Source organism: Microbacterium sp. 11MF, from assembly GCF_000383475.1.
GTDB classification, from domain to species: Bacteria; Actinomycetota; Actinomycetes; order Actinomycetales; family Microbacteriaceae; genus Microbacterium; species Microbacterium aquilitoris.
Map to the genome: position 1 here is coordinate 885,011 of NZ_KB911459.1, position 14,058 is coordinate 899,068.

18 protein-coding genes and 2 tRNA genes are annotated in these 14,058 nt (G+C 69.6%); 12 read left to right on the plus strand and 8 right to left on the minus strand.

Translation table 11 applies throughout. The features are described 5' to 3' along the window. Positions 1–3 precede the first annotated feature (3 nt). From gatC to H286_RS0104340, 6 genes are all read left to right on the plus strand, one after another. Entirely contained in the window at positions 4–303 is a 300-nt protein-coding gene (gene gatC, locus H286_RS0104315) for an Asp-tRNA(Asn)/Glu-tRNA(Gln) amidotransferase subunit GatC (RefSeq protein ID WP_018188011.1), read from the plus strand. Continuing rightward, positions 300–1,811, plus strand: coding sequence for an Asp-tRNA(Asn)/Glu-tRNA(Gln) amidotransferase subunit GatA (gene gatA / locus H286_RS0104320; protein WP_020097234.1), 1,512 nt, complete (start codon positions 300–302; stop codon positions 1,809–1,811). Before gatC ends, gatA begins: the two co-directional genes overlap by 4 nt. Then, positions 1,811–3,328 (plus strand): Asp-tRNA(Asn)/Glu-tRNA(Gln) amidotransferase subunit GatB, encoded by a 1,518-nt coding sequence (gene gatB / locus H286_RS0104325; RefSeq protein ID WP_018188009.1) that lies wholly within the window; start codon positions 1,811–1,813, stop codon positions 3,326–3,328. Before gatA ends, gatB begins: the two co-directional genes overlap by 1 nt. A 73-nt stretch (positions 3,329–3,401) precedes the next feature. Continuing rightward, a complete protein-coding gene (gene dinB / locus H286_RS0104330) occupies positions 3,402–4,658 on the plus strand; it encodes a DNA polymerase IV (protein ID WP_020097235.1) in 1,257 nt (418 codons plus the stop codon). 54 nt (positions 4,659–4,712) lie between these two features. Then, on the plus strand, positions 4,713–5,036 hold the full coding sequence (locus H286_RS0104335) for a hypothetical protein (RefSeq protein WP_020097236.1): 324 nt from the start codon (positions 4,713–4,715) through the stop codon (positions 5,034–5,036). Next, positions 5,020–5,592, plus strand: coding sequence for a hypothetical protein (locus H286_RS0104340; RefSeq protein WP_020097237.1), 573 nt, complete (start codon positions 5,020–5,022; stop codon positions 5,590–5,592). Before H286_RS0104335 ends, H286_RS0104340 begins: the two co-directional genes overlap by 17 nt. A 10-nt stretch (positions 5,593–5,602) precedes the next feature. Here H286_RS0104340 and H286_RS0104345 read toward each other — a convergent pair whose 3' ends face one another. The 7 genes from H286_RS0104345 to yczE all read right to left on the minus strand — a co-directional run bounded on the left by H286_RS0104345 (position 5,603) and on the right by yczE (position 8,239). Beyond that, positions 5,603–6,091, minus strand: coding sequence for a DUF2017 family protein (locus H286_RS0104345; protein ID WP_231370883.1), 489 nt, complete (start codon positions 6,089–6,091; stop codon positions 5,603–5,605). Continuing rightward, on the minus strand, positions 6,088–6,387 hold the full coding sequence (clpS, locus tag H286_RS0104350) for an ATP-dependent Clp protease adapter ClpS (protein ID WP_018188004.1): 300 nt from the start codon (positions 6,385–6,387) through the stop codon (positions 6,088–6,090). Before clpS ends, H286_RS0104345 begins: the two co-directional genes overlap by 4 nt. Continuing rightward, positions 6,378–6,728 carry a metallopeptidase family protein gene (locus H286_RS0104355; protein ID WP_028497391.1) on the minus strand — a complete coding sequence of 117 codons (351 nt, stop codon included), beginning with the start codon at positions 6,726–6,728 and terminating at the stop codon, positions 6,378–6,380. The genes clpS and H286_RS0104355 overlap by 10 nt, the downstream gene beginning before the upstream one ends. 25 nt (positions 6,729–6,753) lie before the next feature. Then, positions 6,754–6,829 (minus strand) — tRNA-His (locus tag H286_RS0104360). A 34-nt stretch (positions 6,830–6,863) separates the two neighbouring features. Further along, complete coding sequence (gene orn, locus H286_RS0104365; protein WP_018188002.1) at positions 6,864–7,484, minus strand: oligoribonuclease; 621 nt, start codon at positions 7,482–7,484, stop codon at positions 6,864–6,866. A 46-nt stretch (positions 7,485–7,530) separates the two neighbouring features. Further along, positions 7,531–7,603: transfer RNA gene (locus H286_RS0104370), tRNA-Arg, on the minus strand. A gap of 27 nt (positions 7,604–7,630) precedes the next feature. Beyond that, positions 7,631–8,239 (minus strand): membrane protein YczE, encoded by a 609-nt coding sequence (gene yczE / locus H286_RS0104375; RefSeq protein WP_020097240.1) that lies wholly within the window; start codon positions 8,237–8,239, stop codon positions 7,631–7,633. Positions 8,240–8,299: 60 nt separating this feature from the next. Between yczE and yczR the strand changes: the two genes are divergently transcribed. Beyond that, positions 8,300–9,724, plus strand: a complete 1,425-nt coding sequence (gene yczR, locus H286_RS0104380; RefSeq protein ID WP_020097241.1) for a MocR-like transcription factor YczR — start codon at positions 8,300–8,302, stop codon at positions 9,722–9,724. Between the two features lie 5 nt (positions 9,725–9,729). Here yczR and H286_RS0104385 read toward each other — a convergent pair whose 3' ends face one another. Next, positions 9,730–9,975 (minus strand): hypothetical protein, encoded by a 246-nt coding sequence (locus H286_RS0104385; RefSeq protein ID WP_018187999.1) that lies wholly within the window; start codon positions 9,973–9,975, stop codon positions 9,730–9,732. A 125-nt stretch (positions 9,976–10,100) separates the two neighbouring features. Here H286_RS0104385 and msrA point away from each other — a divergent pair, with 125 nt between their 5' ends. From msrA to H286_RS0104410, 5 genes are all read left to right on the plus strand, one after another. Next, positions 10,101–10,625 (plus strand): peptide-methionine (S)-S-oxide reductase MsrA, encoded by a 525-nt coding sequence (gene msrA, locus H286_RS0104390; protein ID WP_018187998.1) that lies wholly within the window; start codon positions 10,101–10,103, stop codon positions 10,623–10,625. A gap of 196 nt (positions 10,626–10,821) precedes the next feature. Further along, positions 10,822–11,307, plus strand: coding sequence for a single-stranded DNA-binding protein (locus tag H286_RS0104395; RefSeq protein ID WP_018187997.1), 486 nt, complete (start codon positions 10,822–10,824; stop codon positions 11,305–11,307). A gap of 46 nt (positions 11,308–11,353) precedes the next feature. After that, entirely contained in the window at positions 11,354–11,851 is a 498-nt protein-coding gene (locus H286_RS15130) for a DUF6993 domain-containing protein (RefSeq protein ID WP_231370885.1), read from the plus strand. Positions 11,852–11,901: 50 nt separating this feature from the next. Beyond that, entirely contained in the window at positions 11,902–13,581 is a 1,680-nt protein-coding gene (gene ettA, locus H286_RS0104405; RefSeq protein WP_018187995.1) for an energy-dependent translational throttle protein EttA, read from the plus strand. Then, entirely contained in the window at positions 13,574–14,053 is a 480-nt protein-coding gene (locus H286_RS0104410) for an acyl-CoA thioesterase (RefSeq protein ID WP_018187994.1), read from the plus strand. The genes ettA and H286_RS0104410 overlap by 8 nt, the downstream gene beginning before the upstream one ends. The last annotated feature ends 5 nt before the right edge of the window (positions 14,054–14,058 follow it).

The following is a 14,058-nucleotide window of genomic DNA, read 5'->3' on the forward strand; positions in this document are numbered from 1 at the left end:
GGAGTGTCTGAAATCACCCCCGATCTCGTGCGCCATCTCGGCGTGCTCGCCCGGATCCAGCTGAGCGACGAGGAGGTGGAACGCCTCACCGGCCAGCTCGATGCGATCGTCGACAACATCGCCAAGGTCTCCGAGGTCGCCACCCCCGAGGTCGCCGCGACGAGCCACCCGATCCCGCTGAGCAATGTGTTCCGTCCCGATGTCCCCGGCGACATGCTGAGCCTCGACGAGGTGCTGCAGAACGCACCGGATGCCGCCGACGGCCGGTTCCGCGTGACCGCGATCCTGGGGGAGGAGCAGTGAGCGACATCCTGAAGCTGACCGCTGCCGACCTCTCGGCGAAGCTCCGTTCCGGCGAGCTGTCGAGTGTCGAGGCCACGCAGGCCCACCTCGACCGGATCGCCGCCGTGGACGGCGACGTCCACGCCTTCCTGCACGTCTCGGACCACGCGGTCGAGGTCGCCCAGGACATCGACCGGCGCCGCGCCGCGGGCGAGGAGCTCGGCGAACTGGCCGGCGTCCCGCTCGCCATCAAGGACGTCCTCGTGACGACCGACATGCCGTCGACCAGCGGATCGAAGATCCTCGAGGGCTATATGTCGCCCTACGACGCGACCGTCGTGTCGCGCTCCCGCGCCGCCGGCCTCGTGCCGCTCGGCAAGACCAACATGGACGAGTTCGCCATGGGCTCCTCGACGGAGCACTCCGCGTACGGCCCGACCCACAACCCGTGGGACCTCGACCGGATCCCCGGCGGGTCTGGCGGTGGCTCCGCTGCGGCGGTCGCCGCCTTCGAGGCACCGCTCGCCCTCGGCTCCGACACCGGCGGCTCGATCCGGCAGCCCGCCCATGTGACCGGCACCGTCGGCATGAAGCCCACCTACGGGGGTGTCAGCCGCTACGGCGCCATCGCGCTCGCGTCGAGCCTCGACCAGGTCGGCCCCGTCTCGCGCACGGTCCTCGACTCGGCGCTCCTGCACGACGTCATCGGCGGGCACGATCCCCACGACGCCACGTCCCTCACCGACGCGTGGCCGTCCTTCGCCGCCGCTGCGCGCGAGGGGGCGACCGGCGAGGTCCTGAAGGGCCTGAAGGTCGGCGTCATCCGCGAGCTCGACGACTCCGGCTTCCAGACCGGCGTCTCGGAGTCGTTCCGCGCCTCCCTCGCCGCGATGGAAGCCGCCGGCGCCGAGATCGTCGAGGTCAGCGCACCCCACTTCGAGTACGGGGTCGCCGCGTACTACCTGATCCTCCCCGCGGAGGCCTCCAGCAACCTTGCCAAGTTCGACTCCGTGCGCTTCGGCATGCGGGTGAACGTGCCCGGTGGCACCGTCGAGGACGTCATGGCCGCGACCCGCGACGCCGGCTTCGGCGACGAGGTCAAGCGGCGCGTCATCCTCGGCACCTACGCCCTGTCGGCGGGGTACTACGACGCCTACTACGGCAGCGCTCAGAAGGTCCGCACCCTGATCCAGCGCGACTTCGACGAGGCGTTCGCGCAGGTCGACGTCATCGCGACGCCGTCGGCGCCCACGACCGCTTTCCGCCTCGGCGAGAAGCTCGACGACCCGATCCAGATGTACCTCAACGACGTGACGACCATCCCGGTCAACCTCGCCGGCGTCCCCGGCATCTCGATCCCCTCGGGCCTCGCGGCGGAGGACGGGTTGCCCGTCGGCATCCAGTTCGTCGCCCCCGCCCGGGAGGACGCACGTCTGTACCGCGTCGGCGCGGCCCTCGAGGCCCTGCTCGTCGACAGCTGGGGCGGTCCGCTGCTGGACCGCGCCCCGATCCTCGGAGGAGCCCGCTGATGGCCAAGGACGCGCTGATGGACTTCGACAAAGCACTCGAGCTCTTCGAGCCGGTGCTGGGCTTCGAGGTGCACGTCGAGCTCAACACCGAGACCAAGATGTTCTCGCCGGCGGCCAACCCGGCGCACGAGGCGAACCACGACGCAGCTCCCAACACGCTCGTCGCCCCGGTCGACATGGGCCTGCCCGGTTCGCTGCCGGTGGTCAACGAGACCGCGGTCCGCTACTCGATCAGCCTGGGCCTCGCCCTCGGCTGCTCGATCGCGCCGTCGAGCCGGTTCGCGCGGAAGAACTACTTCTACCCGGACCTCGGCAAGAACTACCAGATCTCCCAGTACGACGAGCCGATCGCCTTCGAGGGCAGCGTCGAGATCGAACTCGAGGGCGGCGACCTGGTCGTCGTCCCGATCGAGCGCGCGCACATGGAGGAGGATGCCGGCAAGCTCACCCACATGGGCGGTTCGACCGGTCGCATCCAGGGCGCGGAGTACTCGCTCGTCGACTACAACCGCGCCGGCGTGCCGCTCGTCGAGATCGTCACCAAGCCGATCTTCGGCACCGAGCACCGTGCTCCGGAGGTCGCCAAGGCCTATGTGGCGGCGATCCGCGACATCGTGCGGTCACTCGGGATCTCGGAGGCGCGCATGGAGCGCGGCAACCTCCGTTGCGATGCGAACGTTTCGCTCCGCCCCCGCGGTCAGGAGAAGCTCGGCACGCGCACCGAGACGAAGAACGTCAACTCGATGCGTTCTGTGGAGCGTGCCGTCCGTTATGAGATCCAGCGTCAGGCGGCGATCCTCGCCGGTGGCGGCACGATCACGCAGGAGACGCGCCACTGGCACGAGGACACCGGGCGCACCTCGCCCGGCCGCCCGAAGTCGGATGCCGACGACTACCGGTACTTCCCCGAGCCTGACCTCCTGCCCGTCGAGCCGTCCGAGGAGTTGATCGAGGAGCTGCGCGCCGCGCTCCCCGAGGCGCCCTCGGTGTACCGACGACGGTTGAAGACCGAGTGGGGCTTCACCGACCTCGAGTTCCAGGACGTCGCCAACGGCGGTCTTCTCGCCGAGGTCGAGGCGACGATCGCCGCCGGCGCGTCCCCGGCATCCGCTCGCAAGTGGTGGACGGGCGAAGTCACCCGTGTCGCCAACGCGCAGGGAGCCGAACCCGCCGCGCTGGTCTCGCCCGAGTCGGTCGCAGAGCTGCAGAAGCTGGTGGATGCCGGCACGCTGACCGACAAGCTCGCGCGTCAGGTGCTCGAGGGCGTCATCGCGGGGGAGGGGACCCCGCAGGAGGTCGTCGACGCGCGTGGTCTCGCCGTCGTCTCGGATGACGGCGCCCTGATCGCCGCCATCGACGAGGCCCTCGCCGCGCAGCCCGACGTCCTGGCGAAGATCCAGGACGGCAAGGTCCAGGCTGCCGGTGCCGTCATCGGCGCCGTGATGAAGGCCATGAAGGGCCAGGCGGATGCCGCACGCGTCCGCGAGCTCATCCTGGAGCGCGCCGGACAGGCCTGACGCTGATCGAGGATGCCGCCGCGCCGCTGCCCGATCCGGGCTCGGTGTCGGCGGCATCGTCGACAATGGAGGTATGGGACGCGGAGACGGGACGGGACGGATCGTCTCGCCCGACGGCGCCGACGACACCGGCACCCGCATCCTCCACGTCGACATGGACGCGTTCTACGCGTCGGTCGAGGTCCTGTACGACCCGTCGCTGGCGGGTAAACCGCTCATCGTGGGCGGGATGGAGGGGCGCGGCGTCGTCTCGAGCGCGTCGTACGAGGCTCGCCGCTTCGGGGTGAGGTCGGCGATGTCGGTCGGCCGGGCACTCCAGCTGTGCCCGCAGGCGATCGTCGTGGTCCCGCGGTTCGAGCGGTATTCGGACCTGTCGAGGAAGGTCATGGCGATCTTCCGCGACGTCACCCCGCTCGTGGAGCCGCTCTCGATCGACGAGGCCTTCCTCGACGTGAGCGGTGCGCGCCGTCTCTGGGGGAGTCCCGGCGAAATCGCTCGGATGGTCCGCCGCCGGGTTCTGGAGGAGACCGGACTGACGTGCAGCATCGGCGTCGCGGCCACGAAGCACGTCGCGAAGATTGCCTCGACGGTGTCGAAGCCCGACGGGCTGCTGATCGTCGCTGAGCCTGACACACAGGCGTTCCTCGCTGCTCGCCCGGTCAGCGCGCTCTGGGGCGTCGGTCCCAAAGCTGCAGAGGCCCTCGAAGCGCGCGGCATCCGGATGGTGTCCGACATCCTGAACACCCCGCGGAGCGTCCTCGATCGAGCGCTCGGCCCGGCGATGGGCGCGCGTGTCTCGCAGCTCGCGCGCGGCCACGACCCGCGGTCGGTGCAGACGGAGCACACCGAGAAGAGCGTCGGGCACGAGGAGACCTTCCTCGAGGATGTCTCCGACACGGCGATGCTCCGGAGCGAATTCCGCCGTCTCGCCGACAGGGTCGCCTCTCGATTGCGCGCGGGCGGCTGGGAAGCGCGGACGATCGCCATCAAAGTGCGGTTCGCGGACTTCACGACCCTTTCACGGTCGGTGAGCGTGCCTGAGCCCACGAACGTCGGTCAGCGGATCGGCGACGTCGCCCTCGAGCTCTTCGGAAAGATCGACCTCGTTCAGCCCGTCCGGTTGATCGGGGTCCGAGGCGAGAAGCTCACGGGCGACGGTATCGGAGGTCTGGCACTGTGGGACGACGATGCGGAGTGGCGGCGGGTGGATGCCGCTCTCGACGACGCCCGCAGCAGGTTCGGGCGCGGCGCTGTCACGCGCGCGAGCACCCTCGGGCCGCGACGAGACGTCAACGCCCTCCCCACCAACCCGCGCCCGGCGCCGGACTGACCCGAATCGGCGCAACCCCCTGCTTTCCGGGTCGCCTGCGGCTACCGTGAGGGCATGGCAAACCTCCCCCTCGAACTCGGCAAGCAGTTCGCCTCGCTCGGCGTGACCACCGTCTACGGCGAACAGCAGGACGTCGACGGCATCCGGATCATCCCCGTCGCCCTGACCTGGTCGGGCTTCGGCGCGGGAGAGGACACGTCGGGCGGTGCAGGCGGCGGAGGCGGCGGCGGCGCCGCGATCCCGATCGGTGCGTACATCCGCACCGGCGACGACCTGCGCTTCGAGCCGAATCTGGTCTCGCTCGTCGCCGTCGGCATCCCGTTCGTGTGGATCGCGGGACGGGCGCTCAGCCGCGTCATCCGTGCACTCAAGCGCTGATCCGCTCGGGGCTGCCCTCGTCGTCGCGGTCGACGACGTCGCGGACGCCGTTCACGGCGTGCGGCGCGAGCCGGCGGTGGTGCTGGTCGACGGTCGTTCCGGCGCCGGGAAGTCGACGTTCGCGGACCTCCTCGCCGAGCGGCTGGCGGGTGCGGCGATCGTGCGACTCGACGACGTCTACCCCGGCTGGGACGGCCTGCGCGACGGCGCGGACACCGTACGTCAGGGCGTCCTCGTGCCGCTGCGCAGGGGCGAACCGGGGTCGTGGCCGGTGTGGGATTGGACGACGGATCGGCCCTCGGGGCAGGAGAGGCGCGTCGCCCCCGCGGCCGTCGTCATCGTGGAGGGTTCCGGTGTGCTGACGCCCGCATCGGCCCCGCTCGCGGACGTCGCCGTATGGCTCGACGCGCCCCGGGACGCCCGCCGCGTGCGCGCGCTCGGACGGGACGGCGAGACGTACCGACCGCACTGGGAGCGGTGGGAGAGGCAAGAAGAGGCGCACCTCCGGGATCACCACCCGGATCAGCTCGCGAGCCACGTCTTCCGGCTGCCCTGAACGTCCCTGCTCAGGCGCCGAGCGCCTGCACGAGCATCTCGAGGCGGTAGCCGATCCACTCGTACACGCCGAACCGGGCGTCGCCGTCGCCGCGCTGCTCTTCGTCCGTCACCCCGAGCCGGTCCGCCAGCACCAGCCGAAGGGCGGCGAGCGTGCGGAGCCAGGCACCGGCGGCATCCGGGGTCAGGTCGACCACGAGGATGTCCTCGGCGGTGGCGCGGTCGAGCTGATCGATGTCGAGGTCCTGCCCGTCGTGCCGCAGGGACGCGCGGACGATGCCCGCATCCGCCGCCCGTCGTGCCAGGAGGTCGTCCTCGGTCAGGCGACGGAACTCCGCCGCTGCCTCTGCGTCGTCGGCGTAGGCGTCCGGCACGAGTCGGCGCACGGCCGGGTCGGAGCCGTCGTGCGAGGTCACGACGTCTTCGAACTGTCCGACGAGATCGGACAGATGCGCGGCTTCGAGGAGCGTCAACTCCATGGCGACAGCGTGGCCAGTCACGACCCCGCCTCTCGCACGGTCGCCCACAGCCCGTAGTCGTGCATCGCCTGAGCGTGCAGCTCCATCTGCTCCCGCGACCCCTCGGCGACGACCGCGTGCCCGTCGTGGTGGACGGCGAGCATCAGCCGGTGCGCCTTCTCCCGCGAGAATCCGAAGTACTGGCGGAAGATGTGCTCCACGTAGCTCATGAGGTTGACAGGGTCGTTCCAGACGACGGTCTGCCAGGGTCCCGAGGTGGATGCCTGCAGGTCCGTCCGCTCGTCGATCTCCGGCGACGCGATGCTCATCAGGCCCACCCCAGCTCGTGCAGTCGGGCATCGTCGATGCCGTAGAAGTGGGCGATCTCGTGGACGAGGGTCGTGTGCACCTCATCACGGAGGTCGTCGACGTCATCGCACGCGTCCAGGTGCGGTTCTCGGTAGAGGATGATGCGATCGGGGAGGTCACCCATGCCGTACTGATCCCGCTCCGTCAACGCGAGACCGTCGTACAGCCCCAACAGGTCGAGCGAGCCGTCCTCGGGACGGTCCTCGACGACGAACACGACGTTGTCGAGCCCCGCGACCATGTCGTCGGGCAACCCATCGAGTTCGGACGCAACCAGATCCTCGAATGCCTCGGCATCCATATCGATCATGACCACGCCTCACGCGGAGAAGATATGGGGTGAGTAACGGGACTTGAACCCGCGACCCCCTGGACCACAACCAGGTGCTCTACCAACTGAGCTATACCCACCATGTGCCCGTCTCCGGGCAACCCCACAAGTGTATTACAGTCCGGAGGCGAACGACGACACGGCGGATGCCGCGGCGGTGCGCGCGTCGTCGCTCGACGGTCCGGGGGCGTCCACGAAGACCGTCTCGCGGTAGTACGCGAGCTCGCGGACGCTCTCGCGGATGTCCGCGAGGGCGCGATGGCCGCCGTCCTTCGCCGGAGCGTTGAAGTAGGCGCGGGGGTACCACCGGCGGGCGAGCTCCTTCACGCTCGACACGTCGACGTTGCGGTAATGCAGCCACCGATCGACGCGGGGCATGTAGCGCGCGAGGAACATGCGGTCGGTGCCGATCGTGTTCCCGGCGAGCGGGGCCTTGCCTTCGGGGACGAACCGCTGGATGTACTCGAGCACCTGGAATTCGGCGTCGGCGAGGCTCACCCCGTTCGGGATCTCTGCGAGAAGGCCGGAGCTCTCGTGCATCTTCGTCACGAAGTCGTTCATGTGCGCGAGGGCGGAGTCGTCGGGCTTGATCACGATCTGGAAGCCGGGGTCGAGGACGTTGAGCTCGAAATCGGTGATGACGACGGCGACCTCCACGAGCTCGTCGACCGACAGGTCGAGGCCCGTCATCTCGCAGTCGATCCAGACGAGGCGGTCGTTCTCCGCAGCTGACACGTGGTCTCCTCCCACAGGAGCCGACCGCAGATGCGGCGACTCGGAGCCCCTCCAGGAGGATTCGAACCCCCGACCTTGCGGGTAGAAACCGCTCGCTCTGTCCACTGAGCTATGGAGGGAAGGATGCTCGTCCCCCAGGCTACCGCTCAGACCGAGATCGTCGCGCGGCGCACGCGCAGGGCGCGCCACCGGGCCGACACATCGAGGGCGACGTGCACGCCGGGACCGATGAGGACCGCGAACAGCACCGTGCCGAGGCCCACCGTTCCGCCGAGCAACCACCCGGTGACGAGGACGCTCCCTTCGACGGCGAACCGGCAGACCCAGATCGGCCATCCGAACCGAGCGTGGAGGCCCGTCATCAACCCGTCGCGCGGCCCCGGTCCGAGGTCGGCGCCGAGGTAGATCCCGGATGCCGCGGCGATGAGCGCGATGCCGAACACGAAGACGAGAACGCCCCAGAGGTAGTTCTCGACGGGCGGGATGACCGCAAGCGCCCCCTGCATGACGGTTCCGACGACGAGGATGTTCGCGATCGTGCCGATGCCGGGGCGTTGACGGAGCGGGATCCAGGCGAGGAGGACGAGCGCGCCGGTGATGACGACGATCCAGCCGATCCCGATACCCGTCTGCACGGAGAGTCCCTCGGCGAGGACCGTCCAGGGGTCGAGTCCGATGCCGGCCTGGACGAGGACGGCGCAGCCGATGCCGAACAGGGCGAGTCCGATGACGAGGCGGAGGAGGCGCAGAAGCATGGACCCATTCCACCGTAAGATTGGCCTTCTGTATGCAGTCCAATCTCGAAAAGGTGGACCATGGACTCTCGGATCGGTGCCCGAAGCCTCGCCGCTGCACTCGGTGGCTGGCGGACCAGGACGCCCACCTACGAGGCCCTGGCCGACGGCATCCGTCTTCTCTGTCTCGATAACCGCGTCGCCGCCCACACCGCCCTGCCCGCCGAGCGCGAACTCGCGGCGACACTCGGCCTGAGTCGGGCGACGGTCGCGGCGGCCTATCGCTCGCTCCGCGAGAGCGGTCACATCGAGAGCACGCGGGGATCGGGCAGCATCACGCTTCCCCAGGTGCGCCGAGGAGCCGGTCGAGTGTTCGACGACGGCGAGGGCATCGACCTGCAGCAGGCCAGTCCGGCGGCGTGGCCCGGCCTTGCGGGCGTCATCGCCGAGGTCGGAGCGGATGCCGCATCCCTCGTCGGCCGGCCCGGTTACGACATCGTCGGCAGCAGCGAACTCCGGACGGCCATCGCCGACCGCTACACCGCACGCGGGATTCCGACTGCCCCGGACGAGATCCTGGTCACGAACGGGGGACAGCACGCCATCCACCTCGTCACGGCCGCTCTCCTCGGGCCGGGGATGACGGCGCTGCTCGAGACGCCCACGTACCCGCATGCGACCGAGGCGATCAAGGCCACGGGAGCTCGCGTGACCGGAACACCGGTGACCGTCGACGGCGGCTGGGACCTCGATCGTGCCGAGCAGACCTTCCGGCGTGCGCGTCCGACCCTCGCCTATCTCATGCCGTGGTTCCAGAACCCGACGGGGCGGTCGATGTCCCCGACGGATGCCGCGACCTTCCGCGCCGCAGCCGAACGCGCGGGGACGGTGCTCGTGATCGACGAGACGACCGCCGAGCTGATGATCGACGGCACCGCGCCGGAACCGTTGGACTTCGGACCCCATGCCGTGCGGATCGGTTCACTGGGCAAGACGGTGTGGGGTGGGCTGCGGGTCGGCTGGGTGCGGGCGGACCGAACCTTCGTGCGGCGACTCGTGGCTTCTCGCCCCCGTCGCGATCTCGGTACCGCCGAGTTCGAGCAAGCCGTCGCCGCGCGTCTCATGCGTCTGATGCCCGACATCCTGCCGCAGCGCGCCGAGCTTCTCGGCCGGGGGAGGGATGCCGCCGTGGCCGCGCTCCGCGCATCGTTCCCGACGTGGGATGTCCCCGTCCCGGCGGGCGGCGTCTCGTTGTGGGTGGGGATGGACGCTCCGCTCAGCGGATCGCTCGTCCTGGCGGCTCGGCGCGAGGGAGTCCTCCTGTCGGCGGGCCCACGCTTCTCCGTCGACGGCGGATACGACGCGCACCTTCGCGTGCCCTTCACCGCCCCGCCCGAGCAACTGCGCGACGCGATCACGGTGCTGGCACGACTGTGGCCGGAAGTGGGCGGCGCCGGCGCGGGGCACGCGCAGGACGAGAGCGAGGCCGTCGCCGCCATCGTCTGAGCGTGTCAGCGCGAGTCGTGGAGGACGGCCACCGCGTCCTCCATCCGCCAGAAATCGCCGAGCTCGACGAAGCCACCGGCCGCAGGGCGGAACCGGCGCGCGCGATAGCGCGTGGCGAGGTCGTCGCCGATGCGGGCCACGTGTCCGACGACCCGGCCCTCGGGGTCGACGACGCGCGACAGGCGGTCGGAGACAGGTGTGAGGCGATATCGGCGGAGCCGGACATCGGTGTTCGGTGCGATGGTGGTCACGGGGCCTCCTCTGCGTCGATTCGCAGGGTACGCTCGGCCACCGACACGCACCTTCGGGACGGAACATCGCGCCCGCCGTCGGCGTTGTCCCTCGTGACGATCCCACAGTGAAAGGAAGGTCTCGCATGCAGACCTATGTGCTTGCCGGAGGCTGCTTCTGGTGTCTCGACGCCGCGTACCGCGCTCTCGAGGGAGTCGAGTCGGTCGAATCTGGCTACATCGGCGGTTCCGTGGCGTCGCCCACGTACGAGCAGGTGTGCACCGGCACGACCGGTCACGCTGAGGCCGTCAAGGTGACGTTCGACGAGGAGATCATCCCTTCCGACGTCATCCTCGATGCGTTCTTCACCATGCACGACCCGCGCCAGCTCAACCGGCAGGGCAACGACGTCGGCACCCAGTACCGCTCCGCCATGTTCCCCGCCGATGACGCGCAGCGCGAGGAGTTCCAGCGCGCCGCGGAACGTGCCGCGGATTGGTGGGGTGGCGGACTGGTCACCACGATGGAGCCCCTCGGCGAGTGGTACCCCGCCGAGGACTACCACCAGGACTTCTTCACCAAGAACCCGGGCCAGGGCTACTGCCTGGCCGTCGCGGTGCCGAAGGTGAACAAGGTCCGGGCCCGGTTCGGGGAGTACGCCCGCCGCTGATCCTCCCCGGCGGACCTCATGGTCTCCGCCTTCTCCCCACGCGCCCCGGTCGCCGACGGTTTCCACCGTTCGGCGACCGGGGCGCCGTCGTGCCGGGCGTCAACGGAATCCTGAAGGGGCTCCGACGCCCGCCGGGCACGCGGGCGTCGGAGCATCGAGCGGGCACAACCGTGCCCCGACGACTGAAGGAGTCGAAATGAAGGATCACATCACGATCGTCGGCAACGTCGGGGCCGACCCCGAGTACCGTCGACTTCCCGACGGCACGCCCGTCGTGTCGCTGCGGGTCGCCAGCACCGACCGCCGTTACGACGTGAAGGCGGGCGCGTGGGTCGACGGGCTCACCAGCTGGTACCGCGTCTCGGTCTTCCGGACGCTTGGAGAGCACGTCGCCGCTTCCGTCCGTCGAGGTCAGCGCATCGTCGTGCACGGAACCCTCGCCATCAAGCGGTGGGAGGCCGGTGACAAGTCCGGAACGGATGCCGAGATCGACGCCGTCGCACTGGGACACGACCTCGCCTTCGGGACGTCGGTGTTCACGCGCGACGAGAAGCCGCGCGGTCAGGCCGACACCGGCGAATCGGCGACGGAGTGGGCGGCGCCGGGCGCGGAATCCGGGGCCGACGCAGACAGCGCGGACGAGCGGACCTGGCAGGCCGAACCCGCCGCCACGCCGTTCTGACTCGCACCCAGCCGGCTCGGAGGCCGCACGCCCTAGACTCTCGCCCGTGCGCAGACACCAGCCCTCCCGGGGATCCCGCCTGCTCCTGCTCGCGCTCTCGCCCGTGGTGGTGGTGACGCTCGCCGCATGTGCACCCGGGTCGAGCCCGGCGCCCTCCGAGCCCGCGACCTCCTCTGCGGCTGCGCCCAGCCCCGCGGGGTCGGCGACACCCACCCCCACAGCCGCTGCGGACTCCGCCGAGGCGCGTCTGCCCGACTTCACGTCGGTGATGGATGCCGTCTGGCGGGACTCGGCATCCGTCAAGGGGCGCGTCTACGTCGACGCCCTCGTGGCGGCGGGGTTCCCGAAGAAGGCGATGCAGGTCACGGAGGACGAGACCTCGATCGGCAATCCCGCGGACAGCATCCAGTTCTCCGTCCGAATCGGCGACGAGTGCCTCGTCGGACAGGTCGGTCCGTCGGTGGCGAAGCCGACGGCGCTCGTGATGCCCGGCCTCGCCGACGGTGCGTGCCTGCTGGGACAGACCCGATCGATCGATTGGTGACACCCGGACCGTCCCGTCACGAGGGACGACCCACGTAGACTTGGGCCGTTATGGCCGAATACATCTACTCCATGGTCCGCGCCCGCAAGGCCGTCGGCGAAAAGCTCATCCTCGACGACGTCACGATGGCGTTCCTGCCCGGCGCCAAGATCGGCATGGTCGGCCCGAACGGCGCCGGTAAGTCGACGATCCTGAAGATCATGGCGGGTCTCGACACCCCGTCCAACGGCGAGGCGAAGCTCTCGCCCGGGTTCTCGGTCGGCATCCTCATGCAGGAGCCCGAGCTCGACGAGTCGAAGACCGTCCTCGAGAACATCCAGGACGGCGTGGCGATCAAGCCCAAGCTCGACCGGTTCAACGAGATCTCCGCGCTCATGGCCGATCCCGACGCCGACTTCGACGCGCTCCTCGCCGAGATGGGGACGCTGCAGGAGGAGATCGATGCCGCGGACGGCTGGGATCTCGACTCGCAGCTGTCGCAGGCCATGGACGCACTCCGCACGCCTCCGGCAGACGCCGCGATCGCCCCGCTCTCCGGTGGCGAGAAGCGCCGCGTCGCCCTCGCCAAGCTCCTGCTCCAGAAGCCGGACCTTCTGCTCCTCGACGAGCCCACCAACCACCTCGACGCCGAGAGCGTGCTCTGGCTCGAGCAGCATCTGCAGGCCTACAAGGGTGCGGTCATCGCCATCACCCACGACCGGTACTTCCTCGACAACGTCGCGGAGTGGATCGCCGAGGTCGACCGCGGCCGCCTCATCGGCTACGAGGGCAACTACTCGACCTACCTCGAGAAGAAGGGCGAGCGTCTCGAAGTCCAGGGCAAGAAGGACGCCAAGCTCGCGAAGCGCCTGAAGGAAGAGCTCGAGTGGGTCCGCTCGAGCGCGAAGGGCCGCCAGACGAAGTCGAAGGCGCGCCTGGCCCGCTACGAGGAGATGGCGGCCGAGGCGGAGCGGACGAGGAAGCTCGACTTCGAGGAGATCTCGATCCCGCCCGGGCCGCGCCTGGGAAGTGTCGTGATCGAAGCCAAGAAGCTCCAGAAGGGCTTCGACGGCCGATCGCTCATCGACGGCCTCAGCTTCAGCCTGCCGCCGAACGGCATCGTCGGCGTCATCGGCCCGAACGGCGTCGGCAAGACCACGCTCTTCAAGACGATCGTCGGCCTCGAGCCCCTCGACGGCGGCGACCTGAAGATCGGCGAGACCGTCAAGATCAGCTACGTCGACCAGTCGCGCTCGAACATCGACCCGAACAAGACGCTGTGGGAGGTCGTCTCGGACGGCCTCGACATCATCACGGTCGGCAAGACCGAGATCCCCTCGCGCGCCTACGTCTCGAAGTTCGGCTTCAAGGGGCCGGACCAGCAGAAGAAGGCGGGCGTGCTCTCCGGCGGTGAGCGCAACCGCCTGAACCTCGCGCTCACGCTGAAGGAGGGCGGGAACCTGCTCCTCCTCGACGAGCCCACGAACGACCTCGACGTCGAGACCCTGAGCTCCCTCGAGAACGCTCTGCTGGAGTTCCCCGGCTGCGCCGTGGTCATCACCCACGACCGGTGGTTCCTCGACCGCATCGCGACCCACATCCTCGCCTACGAGGGCACCGCCGAGAAGCCCGACCAGTGGTACTGGTTCGAGGGCAACTTCGAGGCGTACGAGGCGAACAAGATCGAGCGGCTCGGCGCCGACGCGGCGAACCCCGCGAAGTCGACGTACCGCAAGCTCACGCGTGACTGACCGCCGCATCCGGGTTCCCATCCACCTGCGGTGGGGCGATCTCGACGCGTACAACCACGTCAACAACGCCGCGATGCTGAAGCTCCTCGAGGAGGCGCGCGTGCGCGCCTTCTGGGTGCCCGGCGCGGGGGAGCGGGTCGTCCCGACCGCGGTCATCGACGCGAGCCACGGCGCGGCGCAGCTGACCCTCATCGCCCGCCAGGAGATCGAGTACCTCGCACCGGTTCCCTACCAGCGCGATCCGATCGACGTGCAGATGTGGTTCGGGAAGATCGGCGGATCGAGCGCCGAGGTCCACTACGAGGTCTTCACGCCCGCGGGCCAGGAGCCGCAGACGCTGTACGCCCGGGCATCCACCGTCATCGTCCAGGTGGATGCCGGGACTGGCCGTCCCGTGCGGTTGTCGCCCGAAACGCGGAAGGCCTGGGAGCCGTTCCTCGGCGAACCGCTGCCGCCGCTCGGACGACGCTGAGTCCG